Source organism: Chitinophaga sp. RCC_12 (assembly GCF_041360695.1).
Lineage (GTDB): Bacteria > Bacteroidota > Bacteroidia > Chitinophagales > Chitinophagaceae > Chitinophaga.
Genome location: NZ_JBFUPS010000001.1, coordinates 239,928 through 258,198, shown reverse-complemented (window position 1 = coordinate 258,198; position 18,271 = coordinate 239,928). Strand labels below are relative to the sequence as shown.

General features: G+C 41.0%; 24 protein-coding genes. 10 read left to right on the top strand and 14 right to left on the bottom strand.

Going from position 1 to position 18,271, the window contains the following annotated elements; genetic code table 11:
• Positions 1–36: 36 nt before the first annotated feature.
• From AB6805_RS01095 to AB6805_RS01065, 7 genes are all read right to left on the bottom strand, one after another.
• Entirely contained in the window at positions 37–498 is a 462-nt protein-coding gene (locus AB6805_RS01095; protein WP_370907617.1) for an SDR family oxidoreductase, read from the bottom strand.
• On the bottom strand, positions 411–878 hold the full coding sequence (locus tag AB6805_RS01090) for an SDR family oxidoreductase (RefSeq protein WP_370907616.1): 468 nt from the start codon (positions 876–878) through the stop codon (positions 411–413). The genes AB6805_RS01095 and AB6805_RS01090 overlap by 88 nt, the downstream gene beginning before the upstream one ends.
• Positions 879–940: 62 nt before the next feature.
• The gene (locus AB6805_RS01085) at positions 941–1,168 is read right to left on the bottom strand and encodes a hypothetical protein (protein ID WP_370907615.1); all 228 of its coding nucleotides are present in this window, start codon (positions 1,166–1,168) and stop codon (positions 941–943) included.
• The gene (locus tag AB6805_RS01080; protein WP_370907614.1) at positions 1,161–1,331 is read right to left on the bottom strand and encodes a hypothetical protein; all 171 of its coding nucleotides are present in this window, start codon (positions 1,329–1,331) and stop codon (positions 1,161–1,163) included. The genes AB6805_RS01085 and AB6805_RS01080 overlap by 8 nt, the downstream gene beginning before the upstream one ends.
• 52 nt (positions 1,332–1,383) lie before the next feature.
• The gene (locus tag AB6805_RS01075) at positions 1,384–1,908 is read right to left on the bottom strand and encodes a cupin domain-containing protein (RefSeq protein ID WP_370907613.1); all 525 of its coding nucleotides are present in this window, start codon (positions 1,906–1,908) and stop codon (positions 1,384–1,386) included.
• A gap of 218 nt (positions 1,909–2,126) precedes the next feature.
• Positions 2,127–2,534, bottom strand: a complete 408-nt coding sequence (locus AB6805_RS01070; RefSeq protein ID WP_370907612.1) for a 4-oxalocrotonate tautomerase family protein — start codon at positions 2,532–2,534, stop codon at positions 2,127–2,129.
• A 271-nt stretch (positions 2,535–2,805) separates the two neighbouring features.
• Positions 2,806–3,768, bottom strand: a complete 963-nt coding sequence (locus AB6805_RS01065; RefSeq protein WP_370907611.1) for a helix-turn-helix transcriptional regulator — start codon at positions 3,766–3,768, stop codon at positions 2,806–2,808.
• An 87-nt stretch (positions 3,769–3,855) separates the two neighbouring features.
• Between AB6805_RS01065 and AB6805_RS01060 the strand changes: the two genes are divergently transcribed.
• The 5 genes from AB6805_RS01060 (at position 3,856) to AB6805_RS01040 (ending at position 7,843) form a co-directional block, all read left to right on the top strand.
• On the top strand, positions 3,856–5,028 hold the full coding sequence (locus AB6805_RS01060; RefSeq protein ID WP_370907610.1) for an FAD-dependent monooxygenase: 1,173 nt from the start codon (positions 3,856–3,858) through the stop codon (positions 5,026–5,028).
• Between the two features lie 358 nt (positions 5,029–5,386).
• Positions 5,387–5,578: a hypothetical protein gene (locus AB6805_RS01055; protein WP_370907609.1), complete on the top strand. Its 192-nt coding sequence runs from the start codon at positions 5,387–5,389 to the stop codon at positions 5,576–5,578.
• A 13-nt stretch (positions 5,579–5,591) separates the two neighbouring features.
• A complete protein-coding gene (locus AB6805_RS01050; protein WP_370907608.1) occupies positions 5,592–6,137 on the top strand; it encodes a hypothetical protein in 546 nt (181 codons plus the stop codon).
• Positions 6,138–6,294: 157 nt separating this feature from the next.
• Positions 6,295–6,714 (top strand): hypothetical protein, encoded by a 420-nt coding sequence (locus AB6805_RS01045; protein ID WP_370907607.1) that lies wholly within the window; start codon positions 6,295–6,297, stop codon positions 6,712–6,714.
• Between the two features lie 316 nt (positions 6,715–7,030).
• Positions 7,031–7,843, top strand: coding sequence for an alpha/beta fold hydrolase (locus tag AB6805_RS01040; protein ID WP_370907606.1), 813 nt, complete (start codon positions 7,031–7,033; stop codon positions 7,841–7,843).
• Between the two features lie 166 nt (positions 7,844–8,009).
• On the opposite strand, the gene AB6805_RS01035 is transcribed toward AB6805_RS01040, so the two are convergent.
• Complete coding sequence (locus AB6805_RS01035; RefSeq protein ID WP_370907605.1) at positions 8,010–8,153, bottom strand: hypothetical protein; 144 nt, start codon at positions 8,151–8,153, stop codon at positions 8,010–8,012.
• Complete coding sequence (locus AB6805_RS01030) at positions 8,153–8,428, bottom strand: hypothetical protein (protein ID WP_370907604.1); 276 nt, start codon at positions 8,426–8,428, stop codon at positions 8,153–8,155. Before AB6805_RS01030 ends, AB6805_RS01035 begins: the two co-directional genes overlap by 1 nt.
• 201 nt (positions 8,429–8,629) lie before the next feature.
• Between AB6805_RS01030 and AB6805_RS01025 the strand changes: the two genes are divergently transcribed.
• Positions 8,630–9,364, top strand: coding sequence for a hypothetical protein (locus AB6805_RS01025; RefSeq protein ID WP_370907603.1), 735 nt, complete (start codon positions 8,630–8,632; stop codon positions 9,362–9,364).
• A 92-nt stretch (positions 9,365–9,456) separates the two neighbouring features.
• On the opposite strand, the gene AB6805_RS01020 is transcribed toward AB6805_RS01025, so the two are convergent.
• Together AB6805_RS01020 and AB6805_RS01015 are read right to left on the bottom strand one after the other, a co-directional pair.
• Positions 9,457–9,939: a hypothetical protein gene (locus AB6805_RS01020; RefSeq protein WP_370907602.1), complete on the bottom strand. Its 483-nt coding sequence runs from the start codon at positions 9,937–9,939 to the stop codon at positions 9,457–9,459.
• A gap of 135 nt (positions 9,940–10,074) precedes the next feature.
• Positions 10,075–10,560, bottom strand: coding sequence for a hypothetical protein (locus AB6805_RS01015; RefSeq protein ID WP_370907601.1), 486 nt, complete (start codon positions 10,558–10,560; stop codon positions 10,075–10,077).
• Positions 10,561–11,013: 453 nt separating this feature from the next.
• On the opposite strand from AB6805_RS01015, the gene AB6805_RS01010 reads away from it, so the two are divergent.
• Together AB6805_RS01010 and AB6805_RS01005 are read left to right on the top strand one after the other, a co-directional pair.
• Positions 11,014–11,709 carry a hypothetical protein gene (locus AB6805_RS01010; RefSeq protein WP_370907600.1) on the top strand — a complete coding sequence of 232 codons (696 nt, stop codon included), beginning with the start codon at positions 11,014–11,016 and terminating at the stop codon, positions 11,707–11,709.
• A gap of 187 nt (positions 11,710–11,896) precedes the next feature.
• The gene (locus tag AB6805_RS01005) at positions 11,897–14,578 is read left to right on the top strand and encodes a glycosyl hydrolase-related protein (protein WP_370907599.1); all 2,682 of its coding nucleotides are present in this window, start codon (positions 11,897–11,899) and stop codon (positions 14,576–14,578) included.
• Here AB6805_RS01005 and AB6805_RS01000 read toward each other — a convergent pair.
• From AB6805_RS01000 to AB6805_RS00990, 3 genes are read right to left on the bottom strand one after another with little or no spacing between them, the layout of a single operon-like run.
• On the bottom strand, positions 14,564–15,118 hold the full coding sequence (locus tag AB6805_RS01000) for a dihydrofolate reductase family protein (RefSeq protein WP_370907598.1): 555 nt from the start codon (positions 15,116–15,118) through the stop codon (positions 14,564–14,566). The genes AB6805_RS01005 and AB6805_RS01000 overlap by 15 nt on opposite strands.
• Positions 15,115–15,420 (bottom strand): antibiotic biosynthesis monooxygenase, encoded by a 306-nt coding sequence (locus AB6805_RS00995; protein WP_370907597.1) that lies wholly within the window; start codon positions 15,418–15,420, stop codon positions 15,115–15,117. Before AB6805_RS00995 ends, AB6805_RS01000 begins: the two co-directional genes overlap by 4 nt.
• 6 nt (positions 15,421–15,426) lie before the next feature.
• Positions 15,427–16,347 (bottom strand): NmrA family NAD(P)-binding protein, encoded by a 921-nt coding sequence (locus AB6805_RS00990; protein WP_370907596.1) that lies wholly within the window; start codon positions 16,345–16,347, stop codon positions 15,427–15,429.
• Between the two features lie 96 nt (positions 16,348–16,443).
• Here AB6805_RS00990 and AB6805_RS00985 point away from each other — a divergent pair, with 96 nt between their 5' ends.
• Together AB6805_RS00985 and AB6805_RS00980 are read left to right on the top strand one after the other, a co-directional pair.
• Entirely contained in the window at positions 16,444–17,415 is a 972-nt protein-coding gene (locus AB6805_RS00985; RefSeq protein WP_370907595.1) for a GlxA family transcriptional regulator, read from the top strand.
• 162 nt (positions 17,416–17,577) lie between these two features.
• Positions 17,578–18,249: a hypothetical protein gene (locus AB6805_RS00980; protein WP_370907594.1), complete on the top strand. Its 672-nt coding sequence runs from the start codon at positions 17,578–17,580 to the stop codon at positions 18,247–18,249.
• The last annotated feature ends 22 nt before the right edge of the window (positions 18,250–18,271 follow it).

Genomic DNA, 18,271 nt, shown 5'->3' with positions numbered 1-18,271 from the left:
TACGGCGTCAATAATATATTTTCCATGATCATGAAATTATTGTAATTCGTCAATAAACTGTTGCACCGTACGCGACGGGCGGCCCAATATAGTATCGAGAATTAAGGAGTTTCCGCCGGAGAACCCGTATTGGTCATATTCTTTATTCATCGTGATGAGCCCTTCGCGCAGTTCCCCGGGTGGAATCTTTACCTGTTTAGCCCATTCATCCACCGGCATATCTTTCGCTACGATCATTTTGCCCAACTTTTTGCTCATTAACTCAGCCAGGTCTACCCGGCTGAACATGCCCGGCGATGCCAGCTCGAAGGTACCGTAGGATAAACGCTTGTCGGTCATCGCTAAAGCCGCAGCTTCAGCAACTTCCCTGTAATCCACATAAGCCATTTTAGAATCTTTTGAATAAGGCATCACAATTTCGCCGCTATCTTTGGCGGCCTGCCAGCTTTGCTGCAGCATCTGCATATACATGGCAGGCTGTAAAATGGTGTAATCCATGCCAGAGTGGTAAAGTGCCTCTTCCGTTGGCCGCTTTTCCGCATGGTTGGATAAGGACAGGGAAGTGTGATAGACGCTGGAGAAACGAATTTGCTAACGCCAGCCTCCTGCGCGGCTATAACCATGTTCAAACCCGCTTCCACCTCCCGGTTAAATGCCGGTATAATGTGGAATATACCATCAATGCCTTCGGCTGCTTTTTTAAGCGTAACGGGATCATAAAGATCTCCGGTCACAAATTCATCTGCACCATGAGTAATGGCTTGTTGGCCTTTATTCCCATCCTGTACCAGTGCGGTCACATGGTGGGCTTGTTTTTTTAATTGCGGCAAAACCAGCCCGGCAAATTTCCCGGTGGCGCCGATCATTAGTATTTTCATGATGGTTTTACTGAATTTATCGGGGTAGTCCGGCGGATACACTTTTTGTCCGACCTTTATTTTTACTCAAATTGTCCAAAAGTTGGAATAATTTCTTTAGCTAAAATTTTCACAAGTATTCCGCCGTCTTCGGTGTCCCATCGCTCTGTCAGGTCTGCAATTAGCTGGCTAATGGCCGTAGTTCTAACCCCTGCATTTTCCCATGTTCTCCTGGTGATATCGTCAGCAATTTCAGTTGGAGATCCACCGGCATCTATAACCACCTGCACATCATAACCTTCCTCAACCATAGATATGGACGGATAAACGATGTATACATCGTTGGGCGATCATGGCGAGCACCTTTGCACGGTTAACGATCATTTCTTTTGGTCGGCTAACGGCAAAATTAAGTGTGCCAACCTGGTGATCTATCAACAGCATGATGGTATCTTCTTTTTTGAAATGCTTCATAATTTTGGTTTTTACTACATTAATGGGCTAACTGACTTTTAAAAACCAGCCCTTAAGAATGTTCTGGTTTATCAATTTTATCGAGGTAGTTCGGGGGATAAACTTTTTGTCCGTGTTTTTCGGCAATAGCCAGCAACTTTTTTACTGATTCAGGATCCATCGGCGGCGGGGGTAGAAACTCGTCATAACCAACTGGCTTGCCAATTTCTTCAAAAAAAGTTTCCAGGCCTGACGGAACTACAATACAAAGAAGATGGGCTATTTTATCGGTTTTGTTTTTGAACCCATGAACAACGCCGCCTTTGGGGATATTGACAAATGATCCTTTCGTGGCAATGTATTCACCAAATTCTGATTTGACTTCAATTTCCCCGTCAATGACGTAAAATGACTCCTCGATTTGTGAATGTTCATGAGGGCCCGGACCACCGCCGGGTGGTATCAACATATCTATGGCTGCAAATGCGCCATTGGTTTCAGCGCCACCGACCAGGATACGGTAAGTATCTCCGACCACGGAGAAGGCTTTACCTTCTGTCGCTCCTACAGTGATAGGACTCTTTTTTGGGTTTTCCATAATATATCATTAGATGTAAAACAAAGTTCGGGGTACTTGGCTGTAAAAAATGTTCCGATTGGACAATTAAATAGTCCAATCGGACTTGTGTGTTGCGGAAGATCATAATACCAGCACAACTGCGTTTTGTGTTACAATTAACAGAAAAGGCACTTGTTGACTTATGGATATCTTATTTGTAGCTACTATTTCTCATTATAAATTATAACAAGTCATCGCTAATCATTTTTCCTTTGATTGTTAATATATTTATACTCTATGGTTAATCCTTCGTAGCCATAAGCGTCTGCTTTCATTTCCTGGATGGCAGTATAACTTACGGGATGGATATCTCCAAGCAAGGTGCTTAAGGACTTGTGAACAGCCTTAATATAATCAGCCTTATCAACCTTAAGGTTGGTAGAATCCGATATTTTGATATTGAGATGGAAACTTTTTGTTTTTAACTCCGCCAGAGATACTGAATTAACGAACCAAAGGTAATCCGGGACGAATGATATAGTTACTACGGTAACCTCCGGTTTTTTCTTTAAAACTTCTTTTGTAAGACGGCTGATCCCCGTGGCGAGTTGTTGTGCTAAAGCTGGGTCTTCCTGACCGCTTACTTTTAAATCGATTATTGGCATACTTCAATATTTAATGAAGTACAAAATTCCGTTTAAAACGGCTGTTATTTATTGATGTATGTTAAGAGTTTGATCCGGCTCAGGGATTCAGGCTTTACACCTAAATAGGAAGCAATATGGTATTGTGAAACACGCTGTTCGATTCCCGGATATAATTGCAATACACTTTCCAGCCTTTTAGCAGCCGAATGCTTTAAAAATGAGGTTTCCCGTTTACACTTCCTCATAAAGAATGTCTCCGCTATGTATTTTTATGAGCAGAACACTCACTTCAGGTCTTGCTGCTCCATTTTTTAGGTTTTACCCCGACGTGCGCTTCAAATAACCTTCCAAAGTGGCTAAGGTTACTAAACCCCAACTTGTAACCCGCTTCAGAAACTGAGAGTTGCTCTTCTTTCAGTAATCTTGCCGCTTCCTGCATACGAATATGTTGAAAATAGGAATACAGTCCCTTGCCAAAAACCTGTTCAAAAAATTTACGCAGCTTTAATTCGTTCATTCCTGATAATTGAACCAACTCTTTAACTGGTAATGGCTTGTCAAGTGAAGCGACCATAGCATTTCGTACCCTGTAGATTGCCTCAATATCCTTGCTGGTCATATTGTGCTGTGACACGGTTTCCCTTTTCGAGAGATTTTTAAACAAGAGATACAGCAATTCCAGCGATTTCAACCGATAGTAAAAGTCCGGCAAAGGAATTTCAGAAGAAAAATTGACAATTTTGTCGACCAGCACTGCCATTTCGGGAGACATAAAGTCATCAATCCAAAATGTCTTTTCTATAACAAAAAGGTCGATGAATTTCTTTTGCTCTTTTCCAAGAAATTGCTTTAGACATGCTGCCTCTATCAATATCGTAATCTGTTTTATATGTGATTGTTTTGAAAACCTTACCTCACTTTCCAGGTGTAAAGGAACAATACGGACATGGGCGCGCTCATGTTCAAAGTTATTGGCATGCCCTTTCTTCCCGTCATCTTCGTTTCCGTCATTGAACACATTCTGAAAAGAAATGAGCAGTCCGTTTTCTATGACAGTAATGGGTTTTCGATGGTAAGTATATTCTCCTTCCGAAAACAGCGAACGGATCATGATCATCATTTCCGGCAGTAAGTCGATGATTTTTACTTCGTGAAATTTTAGTAAAGCAAGCTGCTCAATTTTCTCTGTGATAGGGATTCCCATTTTAGCTGCTAGTTGAACCATTGTCCGTTTATTTTCCTCGTGATCCATGTTTTGGACTATTATTATTAGTTTATGGGTTATTTTATACGCAAAAATACGAACAATTTTACAGTATTATAAAATAGGATCATCATTATGAGAAAGCGGATTATTATTTCAGGTGGCGGTATTGCGGGACTAAGCGCTGCCAAACTATTAGCAGAACAGGGGCATGAGATCGTAGTGGTAGACAAAGCAAGTCAATTCAATAATGCTGGTTTTTTGGTCTCACTAAAAAGCTTTGGCGTAAGAATAATGGAGGAAATGGGTCTTGTTGATAATCTGATTAAAGAATCTACCTCTTCAGAATTTATGCACTGGCTTGATTCCAATGGCGATATGATTCGGGATGTCAGTTATAAAACAGTAAACCAGAATACCAGTCAGTCGATCCTTATTACGCGAGGCGGTCTTCATCACGTGATATACGAACATGTTAAGCACGATGTAAAAATAATTTTTGGTAAGACAATTGCCGACCTGCAACAGGATGGAAAAATCGTTCACGTCAAGCTTTCTGACGGACAGGAAATGGACGCTGATCTCGTTGTGGTATCCGAAGGCTTGCGGTCTTCTACCAGAACAAAATACTTTACCGAAAGTCGACTGGAAGATTTCAATCTACTGTATATGGGCGGTAGGCTCAAAGAAAAGCATCCTTATAAGGTTGGCACGATCAGGACGTATCTTGATGTGAACAAAATGCTTTCTGTTTATCCTGTTAACAATGAAGAGGTAGCGATTCAGTGCTATATTTATAGTACCGGCGATATAGCCGATATACACTCCAATGCCAATCAACTTTTAAGGAAAACGTTTAAAAATTACAATTCGGAAGTTCAGCACTTAATTGAAGAATTTATAAAAGAAGGTCTCATGTTTGTTGATAAAATGGGCATGGTGGAGGCGCCGAACCTTGTTGAAGGAAATGTTGTTTTATTGGGGGATGCAGGCTATTGTCCTACGGCTCTATCTGGCATGGGAGCGTCATTGTCGATCTATGGAGCAAAGGCCTTGTCGCATTTTCTTGCACAGTCACCGGACAACCTTGCAATTTCGCTTGACAGATACAATGAATTGATGCAGCCGATAAGAAAAAAGTTTCAGGAAAATGCAAGAAACAACGCTAAGTCCTTTATCCCAAAGAATGAAGCAGATTTAATCCGGTTCGGTAGTTTGTTTAAAAATGCATCTGATGAAGAAGTTAGTAAAATGATGACCGAACAACTGATATTGACAGAAGATCAATTGAATTTCACAATTAAGTAAAATATTTTTCTGAGTAGATATCAGAGATCCTCCGTTTTTGTCCATGACTGTTTAAGAAGAACATATGCAGTGAGAAAATTTTCTCATGAAGCGTGCCTTGAAAAATGAACGAAAGCCTCCTGTAGGAAGGCTTCAACGCCCGTGGATATGGGGATCAAGACTGGTGAATCATTGTTTAAATGGGGTAAAATGCGCGAAAGCGGATCATCAGGCGAACCGGGGAACAGAGATTACAGTGACCAGGAAAAAAGAGAACGCTGATTTCTGATGAAAGAAAAAGAGCCCGATCAGCCGGATAATAATAGGCCCAAAGCTTATCTTAATCTTGTATTATTCGACGATCAGTTTGAATTAGTGGATGGCAATAGAACAAGGAGCTGCGGGTTTCAAAGGAAAGACAGACATTACAGATGGAAATCACAGGAAGAATGCAGATATCCAATATACATTAGAAACAGGAGATAATACGTTTGCGCAATTACTGATCCAAAATGATAATTTTACATGTGCAAGTCCTGCAGAGAATGATATAAAAGTATATAATCTCTAGTAAAGGCCAAAAAATGATACGAGGTTTATTAATAGAAAATTATGAGTATAGAGTGAAAAATCAGTTGAACTTTGGGTCTCTGTATATGATATTAACATCTATTCCTGGAATCCAGCGTCAATTATTCTCTACCTCACAACCGCCAGTTTCTTATATTAACTCTTTTTTTCAGGGAGCTACAAAAGTGTCTGCCTATATAAGTCGAAAGAAGTTCAATTTTACTGGAATCGATTATCTGAGGCAGAGATTTAATCTTCCGGATCTGTCCTTGAGTGATAGCAGCTTCTATGAGCAAATTGTCTTTGTAATCTTAAATGAGTTGGATAATCATGAAGTTGTTGTTGTAGAAACAACCGGCTTAGCTAATGACTCTATAGGCTACCTTATAAGGTTTTGTTATGACTTTTTAATCGTTAACCAAGATAGATTGATTGTTCTTGTACATCCTGAACATCAAAGAGTCAAATATCCTGAATTTCGATTGTTTGAGTTAGATGATACAATAGTAAGGGACGTGGCAAGCTGGTTAAAAGGATTAGACTCGGATTATCTCAGATGATGTCAGTATTTTTCCGGCTGCTTAAAAAGGTAATTGATGTTAAATAATAGAGCGTTACAACCAACATACATAAAATTTACTCCAGCTATTAAACCTCGTATAATAGAGGTGATAATACCATGTAATAATTGTAGAGCAATATTTAAAATCGATTAAAATGTATTCAGAAGAAAGAGTAAAAGAGAAAGCAGTGAATGAATCTGGTATTGATACGGATTGGTATTTTCTGGATAACAAGGGGCAGATCGCCGTTGTGGCTTCTGGGGGAGGTTTGCTGCCAGAATCCGTCTCTTCGGATATGGACAAATTAAGAAGAAGATTAATAGATAATTATAATGAGAAGCAAAAAGCAGCATGCCTAAGAGATTTATATTTTATGGCCTCCAGAGGATTTTATTATTTTGATAAAATGGTATTAGGTGATTATTTTTATTTTGGATATTATTTGAAAGCCAAACCAATAAGCCCTTTGATTACTGACAAAAGTGCTAATAATATTCAAGACATTCGCCCCCTTACTTTTATAGATGGGGATCTGGAAAGTGTAAAACATTTTATGGTCAATGAAATATCGTGAGAGAGAATATACTTTCCTATCAGAATACAAGGATTATTGAAGTATATTTTTAATTTTCCTATAGCGGCCTCAATAAAAGGCTTCATCTCATTGTTTGATTACCTGTAAAAAGGATTGAATTAATTTATTTATTCTGAAAATTTCTCCCTTGTGTATACTTTTACAGTTAGGTTGATATCTCAAACTTCCATCTTGGCGGCCAGGACAATAAAAAGTGGGCGCAATCTTTGTTGAACCACGCCTTTATACTATCGCAACTAACCAGAGGAGCGGAATTGACTGAAGCTCATTTTTCGATTATTTAAATACTACAAGCATGAGCAGGCAAATTTTTAATAAAACGGCAACCGTTGACGGCATTGATATTTTCTATCGCGAGGCCGGAGACAGAAAGAACCCTGCACTATTACTTTTACATGGAGACCTTCCAGGCGCATCTGTAATGTTTAAAAATTTGATGATTGCACTTTCGGATAGATTCTATCTTGTGGCCCCTGATTATCCCGGATTTGGTTTTAGTGCTTTTCCAGACAAAGAGCATTTTGAGTACACCTTTGGCAACATAGCCAGGTATATAAATAAGTTCACGGATATACTTGGACTAAAGACCTTCACAATTTATCTTCATGACTACGGCTCTGTTGTTGGCTTACGCTTATGTGTAGATCATCCCGAAAAAATAGAGCGGATAATTGTTCAGGACGGTAGTGCATATGATGAAGGCATCGGCCCGCAGTGGGATGAAATATTAGACTATTGGCATAACCCCACTTCCGAAAAGAAGGCGAAAGTTGCTGGCTTCCTGAGCGAGGAAGGTATAAAGACTCAATATGAGGGGGGATTGCCGGAGAAATTATTATCCAGGGTCAGTCCTGAATTACGGATGCTTGACTGGGAGCTTATGAAGAGACCCGGCAATATTGATATGCAGTTTGAGCTGAATTGTGATTTAAAAAATCACATCGAAATGTTTCCTGTCTTTCAGGAGTATTTCCGTGCCTACCAGCCTCCAGCCTTGATTATATGGGGCAAGTATGATATATATTTCAGCGTAGAGGAAGCCCTTGTTATAAAAGAGACTTACCTGATGCCCAGATTCATGTCCTTGATGGCGGTCACAAGGTATTAGAAACAAATTTTGATGAGGTATTGGATCTCATTAATAATTTTTTAAGCTAACCCAGACTACTAATCTGTGACGAGAAATCGATCACCGAATGATTGAGTAGAGCGATAGCATTTAGGAGATTTACAGAGAGCTATCTTTATGAATGGCGATTGTTTTTTTGCTGGCATTACTTAAAATTATTCACATCATTCCAATTCACAATATCAGGCTTCTCCTTTGGATTATTAAAAAAGGCAGTTATGAGTTCTAAAGAAAGAGGTAAAGGTAAAAAAGAGTTTTCAGGAACATAATTTTCATCACCTGCATCCATTATTTTAGAATCGTCGTTTTCGTTTGAGGTATACCAGGAATCACCATCCCTGCTATTGGGTATATTTTCGTCATATCTGAATGATATGGTTTCTTTATTAGAATGGAGAAATGTAGTATGATGTTGCTTTCATCTGATATTTTCAATTGAAAATAACCTGTGTTAGAATACGCTAAATCATTATCATTCAAATTTATAAATAAATCCAAAGCTTCTTTTTTCTCGATAATTTCATTGTCTATCTGATCCAGAAAAGTGGTGCGAATACTATTCATTGTTAAATCAAAATTTTAATTATGTGGTAACAGCACCCTGAGGGCGATTAAAACTATTTTTATATGACAATAGGTTTAATCAGCTTAAGTTACCTATTTGCTTTAAATTTAGCAAAAGGAAATTCGATTTCTGTACCATAGGGAACGGCTAGCGTAATAGTGCCCTATCCCGCTATTGCAACTGCAATAAACTGATAAATTATGGATTTTAACTTCGACCCTTTTGGGAAGTACCTGTTTTACACCTTTTATTATTGGTACATTACTGTACCCATAGCTTTTTTACTGCTCTGGGCTTGCCTCCACAGAAATAACAGACCGGGTATAAGATGGATTTCGGGTATTGGCGCCACTGTGCTGTTATTTCCGATGGTGGTAATGGTATGGGATCCGGGCGGATCAATAAATAATGGAATCAATAAACGGGAGGTAAGGCCACAAAAAATGCTACATACTTATATCTTGAAGCAGCCCGAAACTACAGCCGGCATTGCACTTTCGGCCGGAGATACCGTTTTTTATGCTACGGAGTTTGATATGAACTCCAGGAAAGAGGCACAATTGAACGATATTGACTCCGTTCATTTATCGAAACCTGCCCGTTTTTTCAATTTACAGGTAAAGGATATTATCAGGGTTGGCTTGCATAATGAATGGAACGTTACGCTTACCCACCAACAACTGGTATTTGGCTGGCCCTGTATTGGGGAGGTGATGATTGGCGCCGATAGCACATTTATCAGGGGAACGCTGGCCGACGATTACATTTTACTAGGCTACCGCTTACCCAAAGGCTCAGAGGTCACGTATGACTCCGATTATGTAAACATCGTTTTGCCAAATTTGGAATTGCTTACCATCACAGGAAGAACAGGACGACCACTTTCGGAAGAGGACAAGCAACAGGCCGATTTACTAAAATATAAGCGTCCATAAATTCAGAAAAAGTGATAGAATATTACAAAGCAGACGAAAAAGGGCTGTGGCGTAGAATGTATGGCCAAATGATATGGATGTGGATTGTTTTTCTATTGCTTATCATCAAATGGGAGTATTAGCCTGATATAATCGTAAGTACTTTTTTCAATAACCTTATCGCCATTATCATTCGGGTATAGCAATTTTACTTTCAGCCATAGTTCGCTGTATGATACCAGCTTAACCTCCGCCGGTTTCCATTCCGTTATCCTTATCTCAAGCAATCTTTTTATTCCGTAATATTGTCCCTTAAATTGCAGGTTGGTGGCGATGGTTTGCCCTACACGTTCTCCTTTGCCCCTTGGTGCAGTTGTATAAATCTCTTCCACAACTCTTATTCCGGTTAATGTGGTAGCTCCGTTTGATACAGGTGTGATTAAGGTGTTTTTGTTATCCGCAGTTTTTGTGTTCGAATTTTTCCATTCCTCTCGACTTAGTTTTTTTACCAAAAAAGAGGCAAGGGGCGTGCTGTTATCAACAAACGCGATATAGGTTTTTTCGAATTGGTTAAAAGAAGTATCTGCTTGTGCCATAGCGGAGGTGTTTAGAAAGAAAAGAAATATCAAGATATTTGATGGCGATGTTTTCATACTATGGCAATATCTTTCTTTACTGAGCAAATGCTATTAAAATAGTGTCTTTCCTTTTATGGCAACGCTTTGTATACTTTAATCTTTATTGTATTCTTCAGGTTTTGTAGTTTTAAAATAAACCTTTTTTCCTTCCACATCCTCAAAATAGTCCAATGGCTTTTTTGATATTTTTTTAAATTCTCCGTCTGCATATACTAAACCACCAAAGCCACAGTTAACCTCAATTGACTGTATTGTCAACTTGCTTCTTGAAAACTTAAAAATCAATTTACATCCATTCTCTGCGGGGTCAATTTTAGTATAAAATGTCCCGTTGTCATTTTTAATAATCACTCGTCCATATAAATACCCCGTGTTGTATGAAGGAGCCCCGCGATTTAAGTCAATATAAAACAGAATAGTGCTGTCTGTCTCGGGATAAATATAAATTGTTCCGATACGACCTTTCTCAACATTGTCTCCATAACTGTAAGTTCCTCCATACTTTAATGTCTTGGTTACTGTCTGTCCAATACATGGAATTGATAATATTAAAAGTCCGGATATAATGATCTGTTTCATATTTTCTGTGTCAAACCCAAAGGACAACGAGGCCAATAAAAGCCAATACTGCTTCTACAATCCAAATTGTTGGGAGGCTTTTGATGGTAAACCTGAAAATTACATCTAATACCAATGTAATCACAAATAAAAGCCCTGTTAGCAAGACGACATAGCCCCCATACCTGCCTTTGGGTATGTTTTGTATACCTTGTAAATAATAAATGGTAGCTATCAGTGCTATTATCGAAATAATAGCGAAGGGTGTAATTTGCAACTTCATAATTTTTATAGCAATATTGATGTTTGGGGCAGGCAACAAAACTTTTATAGTTCTTTCACATTACAAAGATACTCAGTAATACAAGGAATAAAATACCTGTATCCAGGGATATTTGTCAGCGCCATAATGTCTATTTTTGGAATATGAGCCCACAACCAATCTTTCAGTTATTGCTCTTGTTATCAGCAATTATGACATTTACAAACGGCAATGCCCAAGCAAAAAACAACCGGTTGTTAGACATTTATAAAGTAGATTTTGGCTTTTACATGAAGGCAACAGATACCAGCAGCCCATCTGAAGTGCCGATGCACGTGGAGCAGGAACGGATAGAAAAGGCCGGTTGGAAACCTTTGGTAGTTTATGCTCATCCCGGGTATTTGTATGCAGAGGATATTTTGCCCAACGGCGATAAAACAATCTGGCAGATAGAATATAAAATCAAAAGACTGATGGAATTGCGGGGCAAAATGGCGCTTCCGATGAATTTTGATGAATTTATGAAAACCAATGTTTATCATGCTGGTGAGGGTTTTCCGGAGCGGTGGAAAAAGCACGGTGGTATTACACTAACCAATGATACAATGACTGTAGCCGGCTATCTCTGTAAACGTGCAGTAATCAATTATACCCCGGATGCAGTAAGGCCGGGTGATACAAAGCTGGAAACAACGGTGTGGTACTGCCCGGAACTGCCCCGGTTTTATTTGCCCTCGTTTGAATATCTGCAAAAAATACCCGGTATGGCTTTGTTGGTTTACAGCGACAGAGGCTACGGCGAAATAAGAGGGATGATGGCAGAAAGCGTTGTGAAGCTGGAAAAGCCTGCGTCGTTTTACCAATTGCCCGAAGGAACATATATAATGTATCCGCCTAAAATAAAATAGAAAATCAGCTTTGAAGGGGCAAAATAACATAGGATAATGTCAATTTTGACGGTATGTTACCGGGATATATCATTTAGCTTAGCGCACCGTTCCCGCATGAATTACGGAAGAGAATTGTTGGTTGATGTCTTCCTGTATTCAAAATCCGGGGATTGGTCAGCCTCTGATATGAAAAGCTATGCTATTTATGATAAAAAGAATTAACATATTAATTGTTGTTATTTTATTAGTCATAATAAGAACAGGTGCACAAGATCGAATAACAGCTAATCCCCATATTTCGAAAGTAACAGACGTATGGGTGGTATTTAAGACCCATTTTGACTTAGGATTTACCGATTTACCACAGAATGTTTTCAAGCGTTATCGCACAGAAATGATGGATAAGGCATTGGAAATAATAGAAAAAAATTCCACTCAATCACAAGATCACCGATTCGCCTGGACAGTTCCGGGCTGGCCTTTACAGGCACAGATACTTGGCCCTCTGCAAACTCCTGAAAGGAAGGCAAGAATTGAAAAAAGTATCAGGGATGGCCGGATTGTAGTACACGGGCTTCCTTTTACAATGCAAACGGAGTCGCTCGATTATGAGGAGCTGGTTCGTGGCCTTTATTATTCGTCTGCCGTCACCCGGAAGTACGGACTACCAATGACCATTAGTGCAAAAATGACAGATGTGCCGAGTCATTCCTGGGTTTTACCAACCTTGTTGAATCATGCCGGTATTAAGTTTCTGCAGCTGGGTTGTAATCCTGCCAGCCAGTATCCCCGTCTGCCTGAATTGTTTTGGTGGCAAGGCCCTGATGGTTCAAAAATACTTTGTAATTATACCGCTTTGTACGGCTCCGATATCAAGCCAACTGAAAACTGGCCATGTAAAAATTATCTGGCGATGCAAATGACGAATGACAATGCCGGACCACCTTCGGAAAAAGATATAGCGAATCTTTTAGCCTATGCCAGGAAGGAAATGCCGGGGATTAAAGTCCATTTCGGGACCCTCGATGATTTTGCCAATGCGCTTATCGCCGAAAAACCAGATTTGCCAACTGTTACCGGAGATATGCCGGATACATGGATACATGGCCTGATGGCAAACCCGCAGGAATCAAAGATTGCCAGGAATATCCGTCCGTTGGAATCTGTACTGGATGGACTTTCAACACAAATGAACATCTGGGGCGTATCTAATCAGTCAGTTGCACAAAGCCTGGCGAAATCATATGAGCAAAGCCTTTTATACAGTGAGCATACATGGGGTATGAATGCCGGATATGGTCCCCGGTATAGCTATGGCGATGACTGGAAGAAATGGTTGGAAGAAGCAAAAGCCGAACCTGTTCCCCTGAATGGGGACTATTCCGGGTTGCCCAATAGCGATGCGGAAAACACCAAAATAGGAAGCAAAACAAAATGGTTAAAATCTTATGACGAAAAGCGCCAGTATATTCAAAATACAAACAACATCGTAACAAAGGAACTGACATCCCGGTTAAACGCATTGGCAAAATCGATAAATATAGCAGGAAAGCGTTTCGTAGTATATAATCCGCTATCCTGGAAACGTTCAGGAATAGTGGAAGTACCCTGGGAAAAAGGTAAAACCATTTTCGTGAAAGATGTTCCTGCGGGCGGGTATGTCGCCATATCCGGAAAAGAACTGAAAAATGAAACCACATTGTCTGATGAAAAGACCACAGTAAGCACACCGTGCTTTACCGCTATTTTCGATTTAAAAAGAGGTGGGATATCATCTTTAAAAGAAAAAAGTACTGGTCGTGAACTGGTAGATAGTTCTTCTGCCTATGTAATGGGACAGTTTTTGCATGAACGCTTTAGTGCTAATGAAGTGGATAAATGGTTTAATGCATACAGCAGGATTAAAGAGGGGTGGGGGTTGGATGATTTAGGTAAACCGGGTATGCCGCCGGCAGACAAAATCCCTTATCTGTCTTTTACTCCTGAAGACTGGAAATTATCTGTGCATCATACCCCAACAACCGATGTCGCTGTTTTATCGACAACTGAGACAAAAGGTTATGCAAAAAGTTACACTATTGTTTTTACTTTCCCCCGGCAGGAAGCATATGTGGATGTTGAATGGTTTGTAGCATCTAAAACCCCAGACAAACAACCTGAAGGAGGGTGGCTTTGTTTCCCATTTGCCGTTGATAAACCTGCGTTCACGGTTGGCCGCCTGGGAGGGGCGATAAATCCGGCAACAGATATTATTTCCGGCAGTAACAGGTATTTGATGGCGGTAAATTCAGGTGTTGCCATTACGGCTGCAAACAAATCAGGAGTGGCGCTTGCGCCGATAGATGCTCCCCTTATCAGTTTGGGGGAGCCCGGGCTATGGAAATTCTCTTTAGATGATATGCCCAGAAGATCATCGGTATTTGTTAATCTTTACAATAACATGTGGAACACTAATTACCCTCTTTGGCAGGATGGTACATGGAGCGAAAGAGTCCGGATATGGGCGACAGATCAACACACGGAAACTGTACCCAATCTAATACAAAAATCCTGGGAAGCCCGGGTGCCATTACTGACAGGAGTAGCAGAAGGAGCCTCCGGAAACCAACCTTTAAAAAGGAAGGGCATATCTATTTCAAGAACCGGTGTTTTAGTAACGGCATTCGGCGAAAATCCTGACAGTAGCGGAACCATTTTGCGATTGTGGGAGCAGGCAGGTATATCCGGTAATTGTACCGTACAGCTCCCTGATGGGTATAAAGTTAAAGAGGTTCAACCAATTGATTTGCGGGGAAACATACAGGGAGAAACGATCAATGTAAAGAACGGAGCCTTTGATTTTAACTTAAATAAGTATTCTCCCGCTTCATTCTTATTGCTTTTTTGAACCGGATGGGACATAGGTTAATATCGCTGCACCATTCTCAAAATTACGGATATCCGTCAATGTGAGTTTGACTTGGTCAGGGTCCATACCTTCAAAAATACGGCGGCCTTTGCCAACTGCAACAGGAATAATACAAAGCTGAAGTTCATCAATGAGATGATGCAACATCAGCGTCCTGTCAAGGTCACCAAATCCGTATTTAAGAATATGCTTACCCGGTCCTTGCTTTAGCCTGGCAATTTCTTCGGTTACTTCCCCATTGATGACTGTCGCATTCCATCCGGCTTCCTTGATGGTCTTAGACGCCACAAGCTTTGGCAACGCATTCATGTGATCGAAATAAGCCTCCCCCTTAATATTCGGCCATAGCGATGCAAAATGTTCATAAGTAGGACGGCTTAACAAAAACAGGTCGACATCTTTAAGCTTCGTTAATGAGTCCTGCTTATGCTCCTGATCAAAAAAAGACCCGACCCACTCCCAGGGTTTATCTACAACGCCGTCAAGGGAGACAAAGCTGCTTACAATTAATTTTCTCATGCTAGTCTATTTTTGTAATCACCTATTTCCTTCATATCAATTGAAACGGGCTTGTTGACAATCCGATCGCCTGAGTTTTTACTGAACGCCTTAAATGAAGGCAGGTTGGTGAATGCCTGATGTGCAGCCTCACTGCCAAACTGTGCGATATGTATAAAGGTATGTTCACCTGTTTGAAAACAACTATAGGATACCTCTGTCAGATGACTGCGATCCAGTTCCTCAAATACGCCGCATATCAGGTCGATGTGTTCACCGGTTTTTTCCGGCTTTACGGAATAGCTTATCTGTGTGCTTTTCATAATATTTTAGTTGTTAAATGTGCTTTTGGATACCTGCATTAGAATTTGCTGGTTAAAAATGTGTTTGTGTTGTTCTGCAAATTGTGCAAAGGTAGTTGGCGTTATATCAAATAATTGATGTGTGCTGATATCAATAAAAGCTTGCGGCTTGCTTACCCTTTCGGCAGTCTGTTCTGCAAGCGCATCAAGAAAGTAACCCGGCATGCCTGTAGCTGCCAATGCTGTTTTTCGTTCCTCCCAGCTTACAGGGACATAAAGAATCTCTTTACCGGTGGTGTCAGATAATATCCGGGCAATCTCAGATATAGATAGCGCCTCTGGTCCTGTAATGCGAAGAGACCGGCCATGGTATCCACCTTCAATTAGTAAAGAAGCGGCAATCTTCGCTACATCGCGCAGATCGACGGGCGACATTTGGATTGACGCTAAAGGCAGGCGCAATGCACCATGCCTGCTGATGGCTGCCGTCTCCCGCAGGTATACCTGCATAAACTGGCTGGGGCGCAGGTGTGTCCATTTAATGCCGGATTTTTCCAGATAATCCTCGATCTGCTCATGTTCGCGGGTAAAACGAAATTGTTGCGCATCGTATCCTTCCTGTGATTCTTCACCGGAAAATTTAATGACATGGTTTACACCGGCCTCTTTACAGGCGTCGATAAAGGTGCATTGTGTTTCCACCATGCGATCATTTGCCGATGAGATCAGGATAGTGCGCTCCACACCCTCCAGGGCTGGCCTTAGGGTATCTTTTGCCAACATATCGCCTTCGATCCATTCAATTAGGGGAATATCAGTCCCGTTTTTTGCGCTTGCTATATTGCGTGCCAGGGCCCGGACCGGTTGTTGTCGCGAAGCCAGTTCCCGCAGAATTAAACCGCCGCTTTGCCCTGCTGCTCCGCTCACAAGAATATTTGTCTTTTTCATGAAAGCAAAATTAGAGTGCACCGGGGACTCCGAGGGGGTGTACATTTAGCAATTTAAGGGGTTGTTTGTGCATATAGAGTGGTTTACCTTTATAATATGAAAAGTGTAACGATCTTAATAGCTGATGGCGTACTAAAACCAAGTACCCTTTTCGGAGCGATCGAAGTATTCGAGAAAGCTAACCAGTTCTACCTGGCGCAGGGTAAACCGCCTTATTATCATATCCAACTGGCAGGTACCGACCTTCGGCAGAAGTTATTGAACGGAACTTTCCAGTTAAATATCACACCGTTCGAAAATATTACTAAAACAGATCTGATCCTGCTGCCCAGCTTCGATCATGAGTACGACTTCGGCATACAGAAAAGCGCAAAAATGCTGGATTGGGTAACACAACAATATCGCAGGGGAACCGAAGTGGCCAGCTTGTGTACAGGTACTTTCCTTTTAGCCGCCACAGGATTGCTCAGGCATACACCCTGTGCAACACATTGGCAGGCTGCAGCGCATTTTCGTGCATTATTTCCTGAACTGGACCTGCAGACCAGCAGGATCATTACAGAACATCAGGGGCTATATACGGCAGGAGGTGGTCATTCCAGTTTAAACCTGGTACTTTATCTTGTTGAAAAATATAGCGGCCGCGAAGTCGCGCTTTACTGTTCAAAAGTACTGCAGCTCGATATTGATCGCAACTCCCAATCACCTTTTATCCTGTTTAATGGATTGAAGGATCATAAGGACCAGATGATACGAAACGTGCAGGAATATATAGAGCAGCACATCGGTGACCGGTTAACAGTAGAGCAGTTGGCAAAACATTGTTTTATGGACCGGATTAACTTCACCCGCCGCTTTAAAAAGGCTACACAGCTTTCTCCGGCAGATTATATTCAGCGTGTTAAAGTAGAGGCGGCCAAACGGAGCTTTGAATCAACAAGTAAACAAATCCTGGAAGTAATGTACGAGGTGGGTTATGGTGACGTCAAAGCGTTCCGGCAAATCTTTAAAAAAGTAGTCGGCATGACGCCGGGTGATTATCGTAACAAATTTAATAAGGTAGCTTAGTTATGAATGAACCAGGGGGCTTGTATATTTTTCATTTGAATTTATGGAATCTGGTGAGGACGTCATCTTCTTATCGAATATTACAGTTTGGGATGCATGAGCGTTTGAAATCCAATGTCCGGATGGCCGCGCGCATTGAAATATCTACTAAAATCAGTTCCAATGAAAAAAGTTTTATTGATTACTTTGGGAATGAGTGCATTTTTATTTGCATCGTCTCAGGCACAGCATCTTTCCCTTGTTCCTGATAACGTCATTCCTTATCAGGTAACTGTTAGGCAATCAGATTATAAAGGCAAAAACGCGCTGGCTTTGCAAATGACGAACACCGCCATTAACGAAAAGACAGTTGCCTTGCTCAAAAATACCGATTTTCATAATGGTACCATTGAAGCAACCATTTCAGGACAACCACAGGTGAATGCCGGGGAAGGCGCACGTGGGTTTATTGGCATTGCCTTTCGTGTAAGTAAGGATACCTCCAAAATGGAGTTGTTTTACATTCGTCCAACCAACGGCCGGGCAAATGACCAGGTACGGAGGAATCATTCGACTCAGTATGTTTCGTTGCCGGGCTACCCTTGGGATAGATCACGGGAAGAAACACCTGGAAAATACGAGGCCTATGCCGATATGATGCCGGCTGAATGGATCAAAGTGAAAATTGAAGTAAAAGATGAAACGGCCAAATTCTATGTTAACGGTGCCGAACAACCTACTTTGATTGTCAATGACCTGAAGCAGGGCAAAGATCTGCGTGGAAGCATAGGCCTTTGGATTGGTCCGGGAACGCTTGGATATTTTACAGATGTGAGCATACATAAACTCGATTAACAATTTCCAATCTGGTGGTGCT